Origin of the sequence: Leclercia sp. CFBP8987, from assembly GCF_034044995.2 — a bacterium.
GTDB classification, from domain to species: domain Bacteria; phylum Pseudomonadota; class Gammaproteobacteria; order Enterobacterales; family Enterobacteriaceae; genus Enterobacter; species Enterobacter tamurae.
The window spans coordinates 1609755-1626785 of record NZ_CM188255.1 but is presented as its reverse complement, the minus strand read 5'-3'; the positions used below and the strand labels follow the sequence as shown (position 1 = coordinate 1626785).

Sequence of the window (17031 nt, the reverse complement as noted above, 5' to 3'; positions counted from 1 at the left end):
AGCCGCCAGTACAAGCTCAAGGAATAAAAAAAGGCGGCCTGCAGGCCGCCATGGGTAACTTTCAGAATCGTCAGGAGGCGTCAGCCGTTCCTGGAAGCGATTCCGGCGGTTGCGGGGCAAAGCCGCGCAGACCGACAACGTGAACGTGCTCGCTGTTCTGGTAGACCTTACGCACCAGTTTATAGGTGGTGCCTTTCTCCGGACTGATGTTCTCCGGCGCCGCGATAATCAGCTGCATATCCAGACGGTCGCACAGTTCAAACAGCGTGGCGATGGAACGGGCATCCAGACGCGCGGCTTCATCGAGGAACAGCAGGCGGCATGGCGAGATATCCTTGCCGCGCAGGCGACGGGATTCATCTTCCCAACTCTGCACCACCATCACCAGAATCGACATCCCGGTACCGATCGCTTCCCCGGTCGACAGGGCGCCGGATTCCGCACGCAGCCAGCCGTCGGAGCCACGGTTAACTTCCACTTCCATCTCGAGATAGTTGCGGTAATCCAGCAGCTCCTCACCGATGGTTTGCGGCGTGCGCTGGCCCATATCAATCTGCGGGTTCAGACGCTGATACAGCTTCGCCAGCGCTTCGGAGAAGGTCAGGCGGTTGCTGTTGAACAGATCCTGATGCTGCTCGTGCTGTTCAGCCAGCACGTCCAGCAACGTGGCGTGGGCTTCACGCACGTTGACGTTCAGTCGCACGCTGTTGACCTGGCCGAAGGAGACGCTCTGCAGGCCCTGGTTCAGCTGACGAATACGGTTCTGCTCGCGCTGGATCGTTTTACGGATGATGTTGGCCACGCTGCGGGAGCTGATCGCCAGCTTCTGCTCGCGGGAGGTGAGCTCTTCTGTCAGACGGCCCAGCTCGATCTCCATCTGTTCAATGGCTTCAACCGGGTCATCGGTACGGATAATGTCCTGGCGAATACGCTCGCGCAGGTGCTGATAGACCGCCACGAAGAACTGAATTTTGCGTTCAGGGCGTTTTGGATCTTCCGACATGCGCAGTACATCGCGCAGGTGTTCGTTATCCGCCACCGCCAGACGCAGCGCACCGAGCGCCTTATCCGACATAGAGCGCAGCTCATCCCCGGAGAGATAGGCCAGCTCGCGGCGGTGCAGACGACGTTCAACGCCATTGTCTTTCACCATCCGCATCACAGCACACCAGCCCGCTTTAGCGGTGACGACCTGCTCGCGCTTCTCGTGGTAATCGCGTTCCAGTTTGCGCAGACGACGGGTGAGGTTATCCATCTCCGCCTCGCAGAAAGTCAGCGCTTTTTCCAGCTGATTGCGGCGAGCACGGTTGTTGCTGAGCTGGGCATGCAGTTCGTCGCGACGAATACGCGCCCGCTCCTCTGCCCCGCTGTCGGCCCGCACACCGATATCCTGCAGCTCTTTGTGCAGATCAGTCAGCAACTCTTTCTTGGTATCAAAGGAGCTTTTCAGCGACGCCAGCACCTGGCTGTACTGGCTCAGCTGCGCGGCATGGCTACGCATCGCCTCACGGGCGCGGGTACGTTCCGTTTCCGCCTGCTCCAGACGGTGGCGCAGCTTCTCGTTCAGATCGCTGTTGCCGTTCAGCATTTCCGCCGAGTCGGAATAGCTGAAGTGTGCCCGACGCTGGGCCACTTCGGTCAGGGCAAACGCCTGCTGACGGGCTTCGCGCTGAACCTGCTGGGACCAGGCGTAATCTTCTTTCAGCTGTTCGAACTGTTCCGGGTCGCTCTGCAGAACGGAGACCATCGGCTCCAGCTTCGCCAGCTGGTTGCCGTGCTGCTGCACGAAGCGCGCGGCTTCCTGCGCGTCGTCGAGGCGCTCCTGGATCTCATCCACGCGATCGGCGAGGGTGTCGTCCGCCAGCAGGTTGAGGCGTGGCAGGATGCGGTTAAGCGCAGCAACGCCCTCTTTGGCCTGTTCGAACTGCACCCGGCTTTGCTGGTTGTCATTCTCGTGGTTAGAGATGGCGCGTTCCAGTTCACCACGGCGGGTGGTGAGTTTGCGGATCTCCGCTTCCGGATCGGCATCAAACGCTACTGCCAGATGGCTGCCGATAAAGCGGCTGAACGCCTGGTGCAGACGCTGGGTTTTTTGCACATCAAACGACAGTGTGGCAAAACGTTCTGACAGTGTTTCGCGTTCGGCGTGCAGGCTCTCAATGCGGCTTTCACGCGCGGCGCGGCCAAACAGCGGCAGGGTCGGGAAGCGCGAATAACGCCACTGACGATCGGCGATTTTCACCACCACCGCTTTTTCCAGCTCGTCGACGCCAAAGACGCTGTCATCGAACGACTGCGGATCCCCTTCGATCAGATAGAGATCTTCCGGGCAATCCTCCAGGCCTTCGAGCTGGTCGGCGATCAGCGACAGATCCGGCACCACGATAGCGTGGCGGGACGGACCGTACAGCGCAGAGTAGTACGGCGCATCTTCAAGGCTGACGTCGTCATAAATTTCGGACAGCAGCACGCCGCCAAAACGTTCGGCCAGGGTGTTCAGGCGTGCATCTTCTGCCCCGCCCGGCTGGCTTAAGCGCTCAATTTCTTCGTCGACGGCACGTTTGCGCGCGCCCACTTCATCACGCTCTACGATGGCTTCGCGTTCACGCTCCAGCAACTGCTGAAGGTACTCTGTCACGTCCTGACTGGATTCGAACTCCTCGCCGCACTGCTCGCTGAGCTGGCTCAGGCTGCTCTGGGCTGCCAGCCAGATCGGGGCGCGCTGCATCAGGGTCTGAATGCGCGACTGCAACTGCTCCAGCTCCTGGCGCAGTTGCATACGCTGCTCGCTGGCGCTGGAGACGCTGTCAGACAGCGACGCGATACGGGCTTCCAGCTCCTGATGCAGGGTTTCCAGATCGTCAATATCAATCCGTTTGCCCTGACGCTTACAGAATTCAGCCAGCAGGCGTTCCGCCTCCTGCTGTTCCCGCAGACGCTGTTCCAGCTCGTTCAGACGCATACGCAGCGGCTGAACCTGTTCCGCCTGATGACGCTGGTTGACACCATCACGCAGCAGCTCACGAGCCACGCTCCAGGCTTCACTGCGCGCCAGCGGGCCGTTAATCGCCGCCACCAGCTGGTACGCCTGTTCAAACTGGCTGTGCGCGGTTTGCGCCACGCTCATTTTCTGGTCGAGATTCAGCAGCTTCTCGGTAGCTTCCTGCTCTTTCGCCTGGAAGGTTTCCAGCCACTGATCGGCGCTCTCCGGAGTCAGATCCGGCAGATGGCAGAGATCTTTCGCGCGCTGCAGGGCCTGCAGGGCCTGGTTGTACTGAATGGCGCGGGTTTGCTGAACGTCCAGCGCCTGCTGATAGTCGGCAAGCTGGCTTTTCAGCTCATCCACTTCCAGCTCGGCGGCTTCGGCGCGGCCTTCGTTCTCTTCCTGCTTGTCGGCAGCTTCGGCCACCACTTCGTTCTGCTCTTCCAGACGAATTTGCAGTTCATCGAGATCCGCTTCGTAGCGCTCAATTTTTTCCTGCTGACGCAGCGCGGTTTGCACCAGGTTCAGATGATCGCTGGCGGCCTGATAATCGGCCTCCAGATCCCCTTCTGCCCCGTTATGCTCGGACAGCTCGCGGGCCATCTCGACGTGCTTGTACTGCTCGGACGCCAGCTGCTGGCGCGAGGTAAACAGCTCGCGGCGATACTCAAGGGCCTGATCCAGATGAATGCGGCGCTCGTTGGCATGGCGCATATAGTCAGCAGCCACATAGTTGGTGGCTTCGCTGATCAGATGCTTGAACAGGTCGCGGTCCGACTGGGTGACGCGAATGGCTTCCAGCGTCATGCGGTTTTCACGCAGCGCCGCTTCCATATCCTGGAAGGCTTTGCGCACACCGCTGTTCTCCGGCAACAGGTAGTCGCGCAGGGAACGGGTAATGGCGCTGGAGATCCCGCCGTACAGCGAGGCCTCAATCAGGCGATAGTATTTACTACGATCCGAGGCCGAACGCAGACGACGCGCCACTACCCCCAGATCGAACATCAGGGAGTGGTATTCAGTGATCGAGTTGAACTGCTTAAACTGCACGCCCTCGATGGCTTCCAGCTTGTCTTTCAGCTCCTGAAGCGTCAGCACGCGCGCCTGGCGGTCGTTCAGGGTTTCCGTTAACAGCGAGGTCGGCTGAACGGACGTTGGCAGACCCTGAATGGCGAACGGCTTGATGTCCACCTTACGGTCGCGCCCGGCGACCTGCTGCAGACGTACGCCGACGACCACGCGCTGGTGGCGGGAGTTGATCACGTCCAGCACCGAATAACAGACACCCGCCTTCAGCTTACCGTGCAGACCCTTATCGCGGGAGCCGCTGGTCGCACCGGCTTCGGTGGTGTTACGGAAGTGCAGCAGCGTCAAGTCCGGGATCAGGGCGGTGACGAACGCCGCCATGGTGGTGGATTTCCCGGCCCCGTTCCCGCCCGAGAGCGTGGTTACCAGCTCATCGAGATCAAAGGTGCGGGCAAAGAAACCGTTCCAGTTAATCAGCGTCAGTGAGCGAAATTTACCGCGTTCAATCATTACTCTTCCTCCCCGCTATCCGGCTGATTGTCTTCATGCTCATCATTGAGCTGCAGGTGGTTTTCCACCGGCATCGCTTCGCCATCGCGGATCATGCGCAGCTGCGCTTCACGGGCGTCATCGCCCACGCGCACGTCGGCGCCAAAGCGGAATACCGATTCCGTGATGCGGAATTTACTGCTGTCGTGGCCCATAAACCACACCATCCCCAGACGGCGCAGACGGTTCAGGGAGGAGCGAACTTTTTCCTGTAACTTCTGACGGTCAACGTCGGAACCGGTAGAGCGGTTGTTCACCAGCTTCAGCAGTTTGCCTTCGTCCGCCAGCGTCATCAGCTCGTCATAGAGCTCCTGCTGGGTGAAGATGCCTTCATTAGCCAGACGCTCCGGGCTGAGATAGAGGTAGCAGAGAATTTTGCCGACCATCATGTCCAGCTCGGACAGCACCGAACGCGGAATAAGCGTGGTAGAGCGCGGGCGAAGGTAGAAGAAACCTTCCGGGGCGCGGATCAGCTCCACGTTATAGCGGGCATAAAACTCTTCCAGATATTCCTGGAAATCCATCAAAAAGGCGTGATTATCCAGCTCGTCGAGACCAATGTGACGACCGGCACGCAGTTGGCTGTCCAGCGCCGGAAAGATCGGATTTGCCAGCGCCAGTGCCAGCTTAGCGGGCATCACGTGTTCAATATTTGTCAATGACATGCGCCTGTACCTTGGCTCCGTAATCGTTAATCGGCTGCCACTTCGGCGGCAGGCCGGTGAAATCTGCTTGCGCGACGCCCAGGCGTACCGCCTGATCGACCACGATGCGGGCGATATCAAAATGGCGCGCACGTGGGTATTGTGCGAGGTAGTCGCGCACCACCAGACCGAGATCCAGCGGGGTGTTTTTGGCTTTGAAGATCGCCAGCTGCTCCTCGATCATCGCGGCAAGCTGTTCCCGTATTTCGTTAAACTCTTCATATTCCAGGTCTGCCGGCAGTTCCCCGGTCACCTCTTCGTCGCGCAGGCTCATCTCTTCGTCACGCATATCGAGCAGACGGTCGGCGCTGGCGTAGGTCAGCGCCCATGGCGCATCGAAGTAGGTCTGGACCGACTGGCGCAGACGCTGGGCAAAGACGCGGTTTTTATCCATATCGATGGCGGTACGGATAAATTTATGCACGTGACGGTCATAGCCGATCCACAGGTCGATCGCCTGCTGACCCCAGCTGATAATACGGTCGAGTTTGCTCTGCAGGTCGAAGACCAGCCGATCGACAAAATGCAGGTTGTCATGGGCCAGGGTGGCATCCTGGATGCGCAGCAGGTTGGCCTGCAGCTTGTCGCCCGCGGCTTCCAGCGTATCCTGCAGTTCACGCAGGGTGCCGGAGGTTTCTGACAGCAGCATTTCACAGCTGGAGATCGCCGCCCGCCAGTCCTTGTTCAGCAGCTGGGCGATGTCGTCCTTCACCAGCTGCTGCTGCTCATCCATAATGCGCTGGGTCAGATCGATGCTGTCGAAAATTTCGGCCACCGAATATTTCAGCGGCGCGTAGACATTGCGGTGCCAGTGGAACTCGTCGCCGTTTTCATCAGCGGCATCCGCCGCACGCTTCAGTTCGCCCGCCACAATGGAGAGCTGCATCGAGAGGCGCAGGGTCGAGAATTCACGCTGGCGAATGTAATAGTCGGTGATGCCGATGCCCAGTGGCGTCAGGCGATAGATGGCGTTCCCTTCCGCCAGTTCGCTGGTAAAGCGGTTCAGCAGACGTTGACGCACCATATCGTTAATGGCGTTATTAGCACGCACATTAATGGTTTCGCTGGTTTGCTCAAACGCATCACTGACATGGCGGAACGCATCCACCAGTTCGCCCTCGCTCATTTCTCCATCCAGCCGTTCGCCGTTCAGCGTGGCAACCGCCAGCAGAAAAGAGAGTCTGTCTACCGGCAGCGAGAGGGAGAAATCGTTTTTTCGGGCCCAGGCAACCAGCTCGGGGACTGTCTGGGAAAATTCACTCATAAGTTATCCTTGCTCTGCGGCTTGTGCGCGGTGACATGTATGTAGCGGCCAAGGCTGATCCAGGGCTCCTGGCGACAGTACCGCGTCTCTAATTCTGTCAGGGCGTCAAAACACTCATGCTGCTTTTGTTTATCACGCAAATAGTCGTGAAACACCCTGATGCCGGTTTTCCCGGCGATCTCCCAGCCCATCGCTTCCAGCCAGCCGTAGACCTGCTGCGGATCGCGCGGAAAGTCCGGTGAAAGCGTGCGCCGTTTCTTTTTGTACATGCCCTGCTGCACATAGCCAAAATTACCCACCAGCACGTTACGCATCAGCAGGCCGTTGGCGTTGTAAAACATCAGCGACAACGCGCCGCCGGGGTGCAGTATCGACCACAGCGTCTGCAACAGCGCCTGGGGGTCGGCCACCCACTCCAGCACCGCATGAGACAATATCAGATCAACCGGGCTTTCCAAATGTTGAGCGATGTCCTGAGCGGCGCAATGTATAAATTGCATGTTATCGCTCACACCTTTCTCCATCGCCGCGCTTTCAGCCCGGGCGATCATCTCCGCTGACAGGTCGCAGAGGATGACGTGGTGTCCACGCTCGGCCATTTTTATCGCCGTCTGACCTTCACCGCCGCCGGCGTCAAGGACGCGCAATTTTTTCGATCCAAAGCGGGCAAGCAGGATGTCCAGATCCTGCCAGAGGATCGTTTGACGCAGCTGGCCCTTGGTCGTGCCATAAATATTGCGGGCAAACTTTTCCGCGATGTCATCAAAATTGCGATCCCGCATTGGGAGAGCTCCACCCGCTAACAACAAAACCGCTATTTTGTCACAGCCGGGCGGAGAATGAACCTCTCTGGTGTAATATCGCTAACAATCCTCAGCTGTATGGTCAAAAAAGGAGCCAGAAAGGATGCTTTTTACCCTAAAAAAATATATTGGCGGCATGATGCTTCCCCTCCCTCTTATTCTGCTGTGTATCGCGCTGGGCCTGGGATTGCTGTGGTTCAGCCGCTTTCAGAGAACCGGTAAAATTATTACCACGGCAGGCTGGCTGGTGCTCCTGCTGCTGAGCCTGCAGCCGGTGGCGGACGGGTTGTTACGTCCGGTGGAAAATAAGTACCCGACCTGGCAAGGAAATCAAAAGGTTGAGTACATCGTGGTACTCGGCGGGGGTTACACCTGGGATCCGGACTGGGCGCCCAGCTCTAATCTGATTAACAACAGCCTGCCGCGACTCAATGAAGGGATGCGCCTGTGGCTGGCGAATCCCGGTTCGAAGATGATCTTCACCGGGGCGGCGGCGCAACGCAATCCGGTGAGCACCGCTGAAGCCGGGGCGCGCGTGGCGCAGTCGCTGGGGGTACCGCGCGAGGAGATCATCACCCTCGACAGCCCGAAAGATACCGAAGAGGAAGCCGCAGCGGTGAAGCAGGCGATCGGCGATGCCCCGTTCCTGCTGGTGACCTCCGCCTCGCATCTGCCGCGGGCGATGATCTTTTTTGAACAGCAGGGATTACATCCCCTGCCCGCCCCGGCTAACCAGCTGGCAATTAGCGCGCCGCTCAACCTCTGGGAACGGATTATTCCGTCCCCGGTCTGGCTGATGCACAGCGATCGCGTGGGTTACGAGACGCTCGGACGCGTCTGGCAGTGGCTTAAAGCCCCGTCAGGCGAGCCAGGGGAGCAGTGATTTCGACGCCAGGTCGAAGTTGGCGCGGTTAAAACGTCCGGTATTGACCAGCTGCGCCACTTCGTCCCACAGCAGATACAGCCAGCGCCGCCAGAGGAATGACTCTGAGACCGGCGCGCGCTGCAGATAGTGCCAGAGCAGATCTTCTGCCTGCCCGCCCTCACTCAGCCGAAACAGTTCAAACTCCCGCGGGGCCCACAGCATCACCCCCGGCCCGACCATCGCCAGCAGCTGATCGCTGCGCGGATCCTTAAGCATACTGCGCAGGGTAAAGTTGCCGTGGATCAGCACGCTGTTGTCGTTGAAGCCTTTAAACAGGCCGGGCAGGCATTCCCGGGTCCGAAACAGGATCCGTTTGTCCTGCATGGTCAGGCCAGTGTTGCGGTACTGGTTTAACGTTCCCCACAGGACCTCAACCCGCTGGCGATACCAGAGCGGCCAGAGGTTCTCCTGGGTGCTGTCCACCGCCCCCACCAGCCCCCCACTGTCCATCCGGTGCCAGGCCAGCAGCGCCTCGACAATCTGATCCTTAAGCTGTTCCCAGCGTTCCGGGGTGCGGGCCGGCGCTTCAACCGGCACGCCGCGCAGGCGCTCGAGCAGCAACACATCAGGCCCCGGGTGTTCTTCGTGGGTCATCACGCCATAGACGGTCGGCATTCTGACCGTACCGCTGCGGGCCAGCATGGAGATTTTCCACGCCAGCTGTCGGGCAACATCCGGTGAAGAGAAGCTTCGCGCCAGTAACGGCATGGGGTTTCCCTGACTGTCATACAACGACCACAGCGTGGTATCCGCCTTTTCATGCACGCATTCCACACGGCTCAGTTTTTCACCCAACAGATGGCTGAGTTCGGCACGTAGCTGTTCCATTTGAGATTACCCCCATTAAGACTACTGCTTTTATAATGAGCGTCTGACGAGCGGATGTCACTCTTATGAGGCAATTCTGAGAAGAAATAGAGAAGATAAAACATCCCCTCAGGCGAGGGGATGGCGGGGATTAACGCATCTCAGCGCGAACGCGGGCGAGATCCTCAGGCGTATCAACGCCTGTACCTGGAACTTCCTGCGCCACGGCAACATGGATCTTCTCGCCGTACCACAGCACGCGCAGCTGCTCGAGCATTTCGATGTTTTCCAGCGGGCTCGGCTGCCATGTCACGTAACGGCGAATAAAGCCGGCGCGATAGCCATAAATGCCCAGATGACGCAGGATGTTATCGCCAGGCGCTTCGCGCGATTCAGCAAAACGGTCGCGATCCCAGGGGATAGTCGCGCGGGAGAAATAGAGCGCGTAGCCTTCAGCGTCCAGCACCACTTTCACGGCGTTCGGGTTGAACGCCTCTTCGGCACTGTGCACCGGCACGGCCAGCGTCGCCATACCCACCTGACGCTGGGCGAGGTTTTCTGCCACCTGGCGAATAATGACCGCCGGGATCATTGGCTCATCGCCCTGCACGTTAACAATCACCGTGTCGTCGCTGAAGCCGCATTTTTCCACCACTTCCGCCAGACGTTCGGTACCGGACTGGTGATCGGCGCGAGTCATGCACACTTCGCCGCCCGCCGCTTCTACCGCACGCGCCACCTCTTCGTGATCGGTGGCGACAATAATACGGTCAGCGCCGGACTCACGCGCGCGTTCCAGCACGTGGACAATCATCGGCTTACCGTTGATGTCGACCAGCGGTTTGCCCGGCAGGCGCGTGGAGGCGAAACGCGCCGGGATAATGACAACAAAACTCATGGTTTGCTCTCTTCTGCCGCCAGCGAACGGGCTTCGGTCTCCAGCAGGACGGGAATGCCGTCGCGCAGGGGGAAGGCAAGGTTGTCCAGTTTGCAGATTAACTCTTGCTTATCCTGGCTGTAGTAAAGTTTGCCGTTGCACACCGGGCAGGCAATAATTTCCAATAAACGGTGATCCATAGTTCCTCCGTATCAATGATCGGTAAAGCTTACCATATTCCTTTTTCAGACCGCGTCTATTTCCCAGCCACGTCGACAGGCAGCAAAAAGTCCGTCAGGAAGATGGCCCAGCGCGATCCGTGTTGCTCCCTGCCAGCCTGCAAAGTCGCTGATTGCGGCAGTGAGCCCCTTTTCCAGCCCGGCGCTGACCCGGACACCCTCTTCCAGAAAGAGAGCGATAATCTGCAGCTCGCCGGTTTTGCGGTGCATTTTGGCATCCATCCGCCCCACCAGTTGCCCTTTGTGCAGCAGTGGCAGAACGAAATAGCCGTACTGACGTTTCGGGGCCGGGGTGTAGCACTCCAGCCGGTAGCTGAAGTTAAACAGCTGCTCAGCACGCTTGCGATCCCAGACGACGGGATCAAACGGCGACAGGACGGCGCTGTGGGTGGCGGTGAGCTTGCCTTCCTCTGCAAGAGGAAGCAGCGGCAGTAGATCGGCATGCAGCCACATCTCTCCCAGCGTCTCTACCTCGACACGCACTACCTGCTGCTGCGCCTGCCAGCGCTCAAACAGCGGAGCCAGCACCGGCTGACGCAGGCGATAATAATCGGCCAACCACCGGGCGTGGAAAATGCCTAAGCTGCGAGCGCTGTTTTCCAGCATTACGGCTTCGGCCGCCGCCTGGGTCAGCATATCCCGGCTGTCATCCCACTCCGGCATCACCCGGTGCGTGAGATCGTAGACGCGCTGGAAGTTTCGCCTTTCAACCACCATCACCTTTCCGGCGGTAAACAACCCCTCAAGATGACGTTTATGCGGCTTCCACTCCCACCATCCGCTGGTTCCCTTGCGGGGATGTTCGAAATCAGCGGAACGCACCGGGCCCTTCTCCTGAATAAGGGCGATCAGCTGATCAATCTCCTCCGCATGCTCCTGCATCCATGCCTGACGGTATTTCCAGCCCATTTTGTCGGGGGAGAGCATCCGGTGACGCACCAGCGCAAAATCGCTGCGCGGCAGAAAGCATGCTTCGTGCGCCCAGTATTCCATCAGCTCGCCCTGACGCAGGGCGTTATCCAGCCATTCGGGCTGATAGTGGCCGAGACGGCTGAACAGCACCAGATACGGGCTGCGGGCAACGATATTGATGGTGTCGATCTGCAGGAGCGACATGCGCTGGATGGTAGTAAGAATATCGGCGGGCTGCGCGCGGCGGCGGGGCTTTTTCAAAAGCCCCTGCGCGGCGAGATGAAGATGACGTGCGGCTGAAAGCGTAAGTTGCGGTAAAGCCATGCCATCTCCTGTTAATGAGTGCGCGGGGAAACCTCTTCTGCCAGGGCAATCAGCGCCTGCAGGAGTTGTTCGGGCTGTTCGCCCTGCAGTTCAGCGTCAACCGGCAAATACCACCAGTTATCGCGGGCAAATGCCCGGCATTTCACCGCATCTTTTTCGGTCATGATCAGCGTCTGACCGGGAGCGGTAAAGCCGTCAACCTGTTCGAGGCTTAGCGCCTGGTGGTCGGCCAGCGGCACCGTATTAAGGAGCCGGGCACCACAGGCTTCGAGGGTCGCGAAAAAGCGTGGAGGATGACCGATACCGGCCATGGCCACCAGATCAGGGAGTTCAGCGACGTCACGCCGTTCGCCGGTCAGCAGATTTACTGCCAGGCCTGGGCTCAGCTGCATCGGGATCTCTCCCGCCTGTGCCGTACCGCCGTTGACGATGACCGCATCCACAGAACGCAGACGAGAAGCGCGCTCGCGCATCGGCCCGGCGGGTAACCACCAGCCGTTACCAAAGCGGCGCACGCCGTCAATCACCACGATCTCTTTATCCCGGGCCAGGGCGTAGTGCTGCAGCCCGTCGTCGGTAATCACCATCTGCACATCAGCATGGGCTAGCAGGGCCTGAACCGCCTCACTACGTACCGGCGAGACTGCCACCGGCGCACCGGTGCGCTGAAAGATCAGCACCGGTTCATCACCCGCTTCCGCGGTGGTGGTTTGCGCGGTCAGCAGCAGCGGATAGCGCTCCGCCTTGCCGCCGTATCCCCGGGAGACGACCCCCACGCGGATCCCGCGTTGGGTCAGCTGTTCCACCAGCCAGATCACCACCGGCGTTTTACCGTTGCCGCCAGCGGTAAGGTTCCCCACCACTACCACCGGTACGGGTGCACGCCAGGCCCGTTTGAGCCCCACTTTATAGCTGAGGCGGATCAGGCCGCTGACCAGGCCATACAGCCAGGAGAGCGGCAACAGCAGCAGCCAGAGCGGAGACTCACCGGACCAGATGCGGGCAATCATGCGCCAAACTGCATCTTATGAAGTTGCGCATACACGCCCTGATGCGCCAGCAGGTCGGTATGGCTGCCGCGTTCGACGATGTAACCATCTTCCACCACCACGATTTCATCGGCTTTTTCGATAGTCGACAGGCGGTGCGCGATCACCAGCGAGGTACGGTTCTTCTGCAGCTCATCCAGCGCAGACTGGATCGCACGTTCAGACTCGGTATCCAGCGCCGAAGTGGCTTCATCAAGGATCAGGATCGGACTGTCACGCAGCAGCGCGCGCGCAATGGCGATACGCTGGCGCTGGCCGCCGGAGAGCAGCACGCCATTTTCACCGATAATGGTATCCAGGCCATTATCCATCTTATTGATGAAGTCCATGGCGTAGGCCATCCGCGCCGCCGCTTCAATCTGCTCACGGCTGTACTCTTCGTTACGGGCATATGCAATGTTATTGGCGACGGTGTCGTTAAACAGATGCACATTCTGGGAAACCAGGGCGACCTGGTTACGCAGCGACCGCAGGGTATACTCGCGCAGATCGTGACCATCGATCAGGATCTCGCCTTCATCGATATCATAGAAGCGGGTGATCAGGCTGGCGATGGTCGATTTACCGGAGCCTGAACGGCCCACCAGCGCCACGGTCTTGCCTGCCGGGATTTTCAGATTGATGTTACGCAGAGCAGGCGTGTCGCGACCCGGATAGGTGAAGGTCACGTTGCGGAACTCCACATCGCCGGTTGAGCGCTCGATGACGCGCTTACCTTCGTCTTTTTCCTGTTCGGAATCGAGAATAGCGAACAGTGTCTGACAGGCTGCCATCCCGCGCTGGAACTGGGCGTTAACGTTGGTTAACGATTTCAGCGGGCGCATCAGGGCAATCATCGACGAGAAGACCACGGTAATGGTACCGGCGGTTAAGGTTTCCATCACGCTCGGGAAGCTGGCAGCATACAGCACAAACGCCAGCGCCAGAGAGGCGATAAGCTGAATGATCGGGTCGGAGATGGAAGAGGCGGAAACCATCTTCATCCCCTGCAGACGCATCTTATTGCTGACCTTATCGAAGCGCTTGGTTTCCACTTCCTGGCCGCCAAAAATCAGCACCTCTTTATGCCCTTTCAGCATCTGCTCGGCGCTGGTGGTCACCTGCCCCATCGTGTTCTGCATGTTCTTACTGATGCTGCGGAAACGTTTGGAGACGACGCGGATAGCGATCGACACAATTGGCGCCAGCACGATCAGGATCAGCGACAGCTGCCAGCTGTACCAGAACATCAGGATGAACAGGCCAATGATCGAGGCCCCTTCACGTACCACGGTAATCAGTGCGCTGGAGGAGGAGGAGGCTACCTGCTCGGAGTCGTAGGTAATACGCGACAGCAAGGTGCCCGTCGACTGCTTGTCGAAGAACGCCACCGGCATGCCCATCATGTGACTGAACAGGCGACGGCGCATGGTCATTACCACTTTGCCGGATACCCACGAGAGGCAGTAGCTGGAGATATAGCTGGTGATGCCGCGTAAAATCATCAGGCCGATAACCACCAGTGGCATCCAGAGCAACACTGAGCGATCCGTTTTACCAAAACCGTCGTCCAGTAACGGTTTGAGGAGCGATAACATGAAGGTATCGCTGGCTGCGTTGAGGATTAACGCTACGCCCGCCACGATAAGGCCCGTTCTGAAGGGTGCAATCACCGGCCAGAGTCGGCGGAAGGTCTGCCACGTGGAGAGATCTTTGTCGTTATGCATTCAAAAAACCAGCATTTGTTGAAATAGCCGCATATTCTACCCGTTATCTCCGGGCGCGCCAAACCACTGATGATACCAACGGGGGAAAATTTGATCCCGTAAGCGTTGGATTTGCCAGCCATGTTGCGAAAACGACACAGTGATTTGTCCAGATCGGGGCGTGGTTAACCAGAGATACCCCTCCTTTCTGTAACGGCGAGCCACCTTGTTCGAGGGCAGACGCCACGCGTTATAGCGGGATGCAGACACCAGGGCGATGCGCCCACCCACGCGCTGCACCAGAGGGAGTGACGAAGAGGTATTACTGCCATGGTGCGGCACCTGGATAAGTGTAGACGCAAGATATTGCCAGTGATGACTGAGCATCGCTTTTTCTCCCTGCGCCTCAATATCCCCGGTTAACAACAGGCTATGGGTGCCGTCCTCAATTTTTACCACGCAGGAGCCGTTGTTGCCGTGCTGCGGTGTGGTGGCAAGAGGCCAGTGCGCGCTGAAGGTCAACCCCTGCCACTGCCAGCGCTCACCGCGAAAACAGGCTCTATGTCCCTCCTGGCGCAGCGGGCTGCGTATCCACATCTTCGGCCACGCCTGACGTAGCGACGCCAGCCCACCAATATGGTCCAGATGATCATGGCTGACAATCACCCCCTCCGGGCGTAGGTGGTGCCAGCGCAGCCAGGGAATAATCAGCTGTTGGGCGCTGTCCCCGCCCGGCCATGCAGGCCCGGTGTCATATAAAATCGCTTTCCCCTGCCGCTCAATTACCACTGCCAGCCCCTGTCCGACATCCAGCATATGCACCGCCCACCCTTCCGTTTTGTTAGCCCGCCATAACGGACTGGCTGCCAGCACCAGTGCCGACACACAGACCACCGGGTAAGTTCGTGCGCCGCGCATCCGCCAGGCGATAATGACGACCCAGGGCAGCAGGGTCAGCCACAGCCAGCGCTTATCGACCGGGATCCAACCGTCAGGCAGCGTGGTCAGGAAGCCAAACAGCAGCGACAGTGAGCCATCCGCCAGTGTCCAGACCCCGTTTTCCGCCAGCGGCCATATCCCGAGATGCAGCCACATTCCCAGCAGAATGAGCGGCACCGAGATAAAGGTTACCAGCGGTACTGCTACCAGGTTCGCAACCAGTGATGACAGGCTGAACCCGTGAAAGACCATCACCTGCACCGGCAGCAACAGCAACAGCATGCCGAGCTGGAGATGCAGCAGATTAACCACCGCCTGGATCGCCCATGGCCCGGTTAAACGGGGCCTGGGCACCCACTGATACCAGAAAATGAGCACCGCCACCGCAAAGGCCGACAGTAAAAGACTATGGGATAACACCGCCAACGGGTCGACCAACAGAATAGCGGCGATGCAAACCCGCCATATCTGCCATGGCGACCAGAGACGGCCGCTCAACTGTAGCGCCAGATACGCACCCAGCGAGACGACGGTGCGCAGCGCGGGTGGCTGCAATCCGGTGAGCCAGGCGTAAAAAGCGGCAAAACAGAATCCCGCCACCAGCGGAGCACGCCAGCCTACCCAGCGCGCCGGAACGAAAAATTGTATGCTGCGTACCAGCAGCCAGATAACCGACGCCGCCAGCGCAATATGCAATCCTGAAATTGCCATCAGATGCGCGGTGCCCGTTTCCCGCATCAGATTTTTGATGTCGGGCGTCACCGCCAGACGCTCCCCCATGCCAAGGCCCAGCAGAACCGGCCCCCAGGTATACGACGAGAGCGTATTTGTCAGCGTGGCAAGATACCGCGCGCGTAAGCTGCAGCGGGCATCCATTATCTCTGCATGGGTAAAACGCCCGGTCAGCGGCTGGTGCTGCGCCAGAGCATAGCGCTGGGCATCGAATCCCCCGTCGTTAAGCTGACCGTGCACGGGCCGCAGCGTCAGGGTCATCTTCCAGCGTTGCCCGGCACAGCCCGGCTGCGGTAGCGTATTGCCATACAGCGCGACGCCTGGTGCGGGCAGCATCGCCCTGCCGTTAAGCCGGATGATACGGGCCTGATACCGCGTGTCGCTTCCGGTCGCCAGGATCTCCACTTCAGCTTTCTGCGGCCCGCTGGTCAGATGCTGCATCGGCCAGACTGCGCTCAGCGCTGCCAGCCCGCCCCAGGCAAAAAAGAGCAGCCAGAAGCCCAGATAGCGTGCAATCTGATGGCGAATTAAGGCCAGCAGGACGCCGGCAACGATCGTGGCCTGGATAACCGGTAGCGCCGGCAGCACGGGCAACCAGAGCAGCGGTAAGATGGCCAGGATTAGACATGTCGCGAGCGTTGACAGACACATTTACACCTCCCTGTATCAGAGCAGTGTGCGCCGGGTCGTTTAGCATGTCAGGTATGGAAGTGTGAGGTTGCAGCCAGGGCTGGCGAGAAATGATCGGTTTGCAGCAACCGGCCGAAAAACGTGCGGTGCCGGTTCAGGATCGGGAAATACAGAAACAAAAAAAGCACCCGCAGGTGCTTTTCTTTTGATGACTCAGTTTCGCCCGCAGGCCAGACTCAGTCACCGTAAATATTGGCGCGATCGCGCAGTTCTTTACCCGGCTTAAAGTGCGGAACGTATTTACCTTCCAGCTCTACTTTGTCGCCAGTCTTCGGGTTACGCCCGGTGCGTGGAGCACGATAGTGCAGAGAAAAACTACCGAAACCGCGGATTTCAATGCGCTCGCCCTGTGCAAGAGTGGTCGCCATATGCTCCAGCATCTCTTTTACGGCATCTTCCACTGCTTTCGCAGGAATGTGCGATTGCTGGCTGGCAAGTCTTTCGATCAATTCTGACTTGGTCATGATTCCTCCGGTTCCTTCAAACCCATTAGCTAATCAGCTTAAACAAGGGCGGCCGTAGC

13 protein-coding genes are annotated in these 17031 nt (G+C 58.9%); 1 reads left to right on the top strand and 12 read right to left on the bottom strand.

Annotated features, from left to right (window positions below):
* Positions 1–70: 70 nt before the first annotated feature.
* The 4 genes from mukB to cmoM are packed head-to-tail and all read right to left on the bottom strand — an operon-like array spanning position 71 to position 7308.
* Positions 71–4519, bottom strand: a complete 4449-nt coding sequence (gene mukB / locus SOM40_RS07650) for a chromosome partition protein MukB (RefSeq protein WP_320457111.1) — start codon at positions 4517–4519, stop codon at positions 71–73.
* The gene (mukE, locus tag SOM40_RS07645; protein WP_106992595.1) at positions 4519–5223 is read right to left on the bottom strand and encodes a chromosome partition protein MukE; all 705 of its coding nucleotides are present in this window, start codon (positions 5221–5223) and stop codon (positions 4519–4521) included. Before mukE ends, mukB begins: the two co-directional genes overlap by 1 nt.
* Positions 5204–6526, bottom strand: a complete 1323-nt coding sequence (gene mukF / locus SOM40_RS07640; RefSeq protein ID WP_106992594.1) for a chromosome partition protein MukF — start codon at positions 6524–6526, stop codon at positions 5204–5206. The genes mukE and mukF overlap by 20 nt, the downstream gene beginning before the upstream one ends.
* Entirely contained in the window at positions 6523–7308 is a 786-nt protein-coding gene (gene cmoM / locus SOM40_RS07635; RefSeq protein ID WP_106992593.1) for a tRNA uridine 5-oxyacetic acid(34) methyltransferase CmoM, read from the bottom strand. Before cmoM ends, mukF begins: the two co-directional genes overlap by 4 nt.
* Positions 7309–7432: 124 nt before the next feature.
* Here cmoM and elyC point away from each other — a divergent pair, with 124 nt between their 5' ends.
* The gene (elyC, locus tag SOM40_RS07630) at positions 7433–8212 is read left to right on the top strand and encodes an envelope biogenesis factor ElyC (protein WP_320457112.1); all 780 of its coding nucleotides are present in this window, start codon (positions 7433–7435) and stop codon (positions 8210–8212) included.
* Here the strand turns inward: elyC and SOM40_RS07625 are convergent.
* The 8 genes from SOM40_RS07625 to ihfB form a co-directional block, all read right to left on the bottom strand.
* A complete protein-coding gene (locus SOM40_RS07625) occupies positions 8189–9082 on the bottom strand; it encodes a YcbJ family phosphotransferase (RefSeq protein ID WP_262673145.1) in 894 nt (297 codons plus the stop codon). The genes elyC and SOM40_RS07625 overlap by 24 nt on opposite strands.
* 130 nt (positions 9083–9212) lie before the next feature.
* Complete coding sequence (gene kdsB / locus SOM40_RS07620) at positions 9213–9959, bottom strand: 3-deoxy-manno-octulosonate cytidylyltransferase (protein WP_106992590.1); 747 nt, start codon at positions 9957–9959, stop codon at positions 9213–9215.
* Positions 9956–10138, bottom strand: coding sequence for a protein YcaR (gene ycaR, locus SOM40_RS07615; RefSeq protein WP_106992589.1), 183 nt, complete (start codon positions 10136–10138; stop codon positions 9956–9958). The genes kdsB and ycaR overlap by 4 nt, the downstream gene beginning before the upstream one ends.
* Before the next feature lie 45 nt (positions 10139–10183).
* A complete protein-coding gene (locus tag SOM40_RS07610; protein WP_320457113.1) occupies positions 10184–11413 on the bottom strand; it encodes a winged helix-turn-helix domain-containing protein in 1230 nt (409 codons plus the stop codon).
* A gap of 11 nt (positions 11414–11424) precedes the next feature.
* Entirely contained in the window at positions 11425–12423 is a 999-nt protein-coding gene (lpxK, locus tag SOM40_RS07605; protein ID WP_320457114.1) for a tetraacyldisaccharide 4'-kinase, read from the bottom strand.
* Positions 12420–14168: a lipid A ABC transporter ATP-binding protein/permease MsbA gene (gene msbA / locus SOM40_RS07600; RefSeq protein ID WP_106992586.1), complete on the bottom strand. Its 1749-nt coding sequence runs from the start codon at positions 14166–14168 to the stop codon at positions 12420–12422. The genes lpxK and msbA overlap by 4 nt, the downstream gene beginning before the upstream one ends.
* 36 nt (positions 14169–14204) lie before the next feature.
* Complete coding sequence (locus tag SOM40_RS07595; RefSeq protein ID WP_320457115.1) at positions 14205–16469, bottom strand: ComEC family protein; 2265 nt, start codon at positions 16467–16469, stop codon at positions 14205–14207.
* A 215-nt stretch (positions 16470–16684) separates the two neighbouring features.
* On the bottom strand, positions 16685–16972 hold the full coding sequence (gene ihfB / locus SOM40_RS07590) for an integration host factor subunit beta (RefSeq protein WP_032617358.1): 288 nt from the start codon (positions 16970–16972) through the stop codon (positions 16685–16687).
* Positions 16973–17031 lie beyond the last annotated feature (59 nt).

Excerpts from the sequence above, each read along its gene's own strand:
- mukF (WP_106992594.1), bottom strand. The coding sequence starts at position 6,526 with ATGAGTGAATTTTCCCAGACAGTCCCCGAGCTGGTTGCCTGGGCCCGA.
- msbA (WP_106992586.1), bottom strand. The coding sequence starts at position 14,168 with ATGCATAACGACAAAGATCTCTCCACGTGGCAGACCTTCCGCCGACTC.
- elyC (WP_320457112.1), top strand. The coding sequence starts at position 7,433 with ATGCTTTTTACCCTAAAAAAATATATTGGCGGCATGATGCTTCCCCTC.
- ycaR (WP_106992589.1), bottom strand. The coding sequence starts at position 10,138 with ATGGATCACCGTTTATTGGAAATTATTGCCTGCCCGGTGTGCAACGGC.
- mukE (WP_106992595.1), bottom strand. The coding sequence starts at position 5,223 with ATGTCATTGACAAATATTGAACACGTGATGCCCGCTAAGCTGGCACTG.
- ihfB (WP_032617358.1), bottom strand. The coding sequence starts at position 16,972 with ATGACCAAGTCAGAATTGATCGAAAGACTTGCCAGCCAGCAATCGCAC.
- lpxK (WP_320457114.1), bottom strand. The coding sequence starts at position 12,423 with ATGATTGCCCGCATCTGGTCCGGTGAGTCTCCGCTCTGGCTGCTGCTG.
- cmoM (WP_106992593.1), bottom strand. The coding sequence starts at position 7,308 with ATGCGGGATCGCAATTTTGATGACATCGCGGAAAAGTTTGCCCGCAAT.
- kdsB (WP_106992590.1), bottom strand. The coding sequence starts at position 9,959 with ATGAGTTTTGTTGTCATTATCCCGGCGCGTTTCGCCTCCACGCGCCTG.
- mukB (WP_320457111.1), bottom strand. The coding sequence starts at position 4,519 with ATGATTGAACGCGGTAAATTTCGCTCACTGACGCTGATTAACTGGAAC.
- SOM40_RS07595 (WP_320457115.1), bottom strand. The coding sequence starts at position 16,469 with ATGTGTCTGTCAACGCTCGCGACATGTCTAATCCTGGCCATCTTACCG.
- SOM40_RS07610 (WP_320457113.1), bottom strand. The coding sequence starts at position 11,413 with ATGGCTTTACCGCAACTTACGCTTTCAGCCGCACGTCATCTTCATCTC.
- SOM40_RS07625 (WP_262673145.1), bottom strand. The coding sequence starts at position 9,082 with ATGGAACAGCTACGTGCCGAACTCAGCCATCTGTTGGGTGAAAAACTG.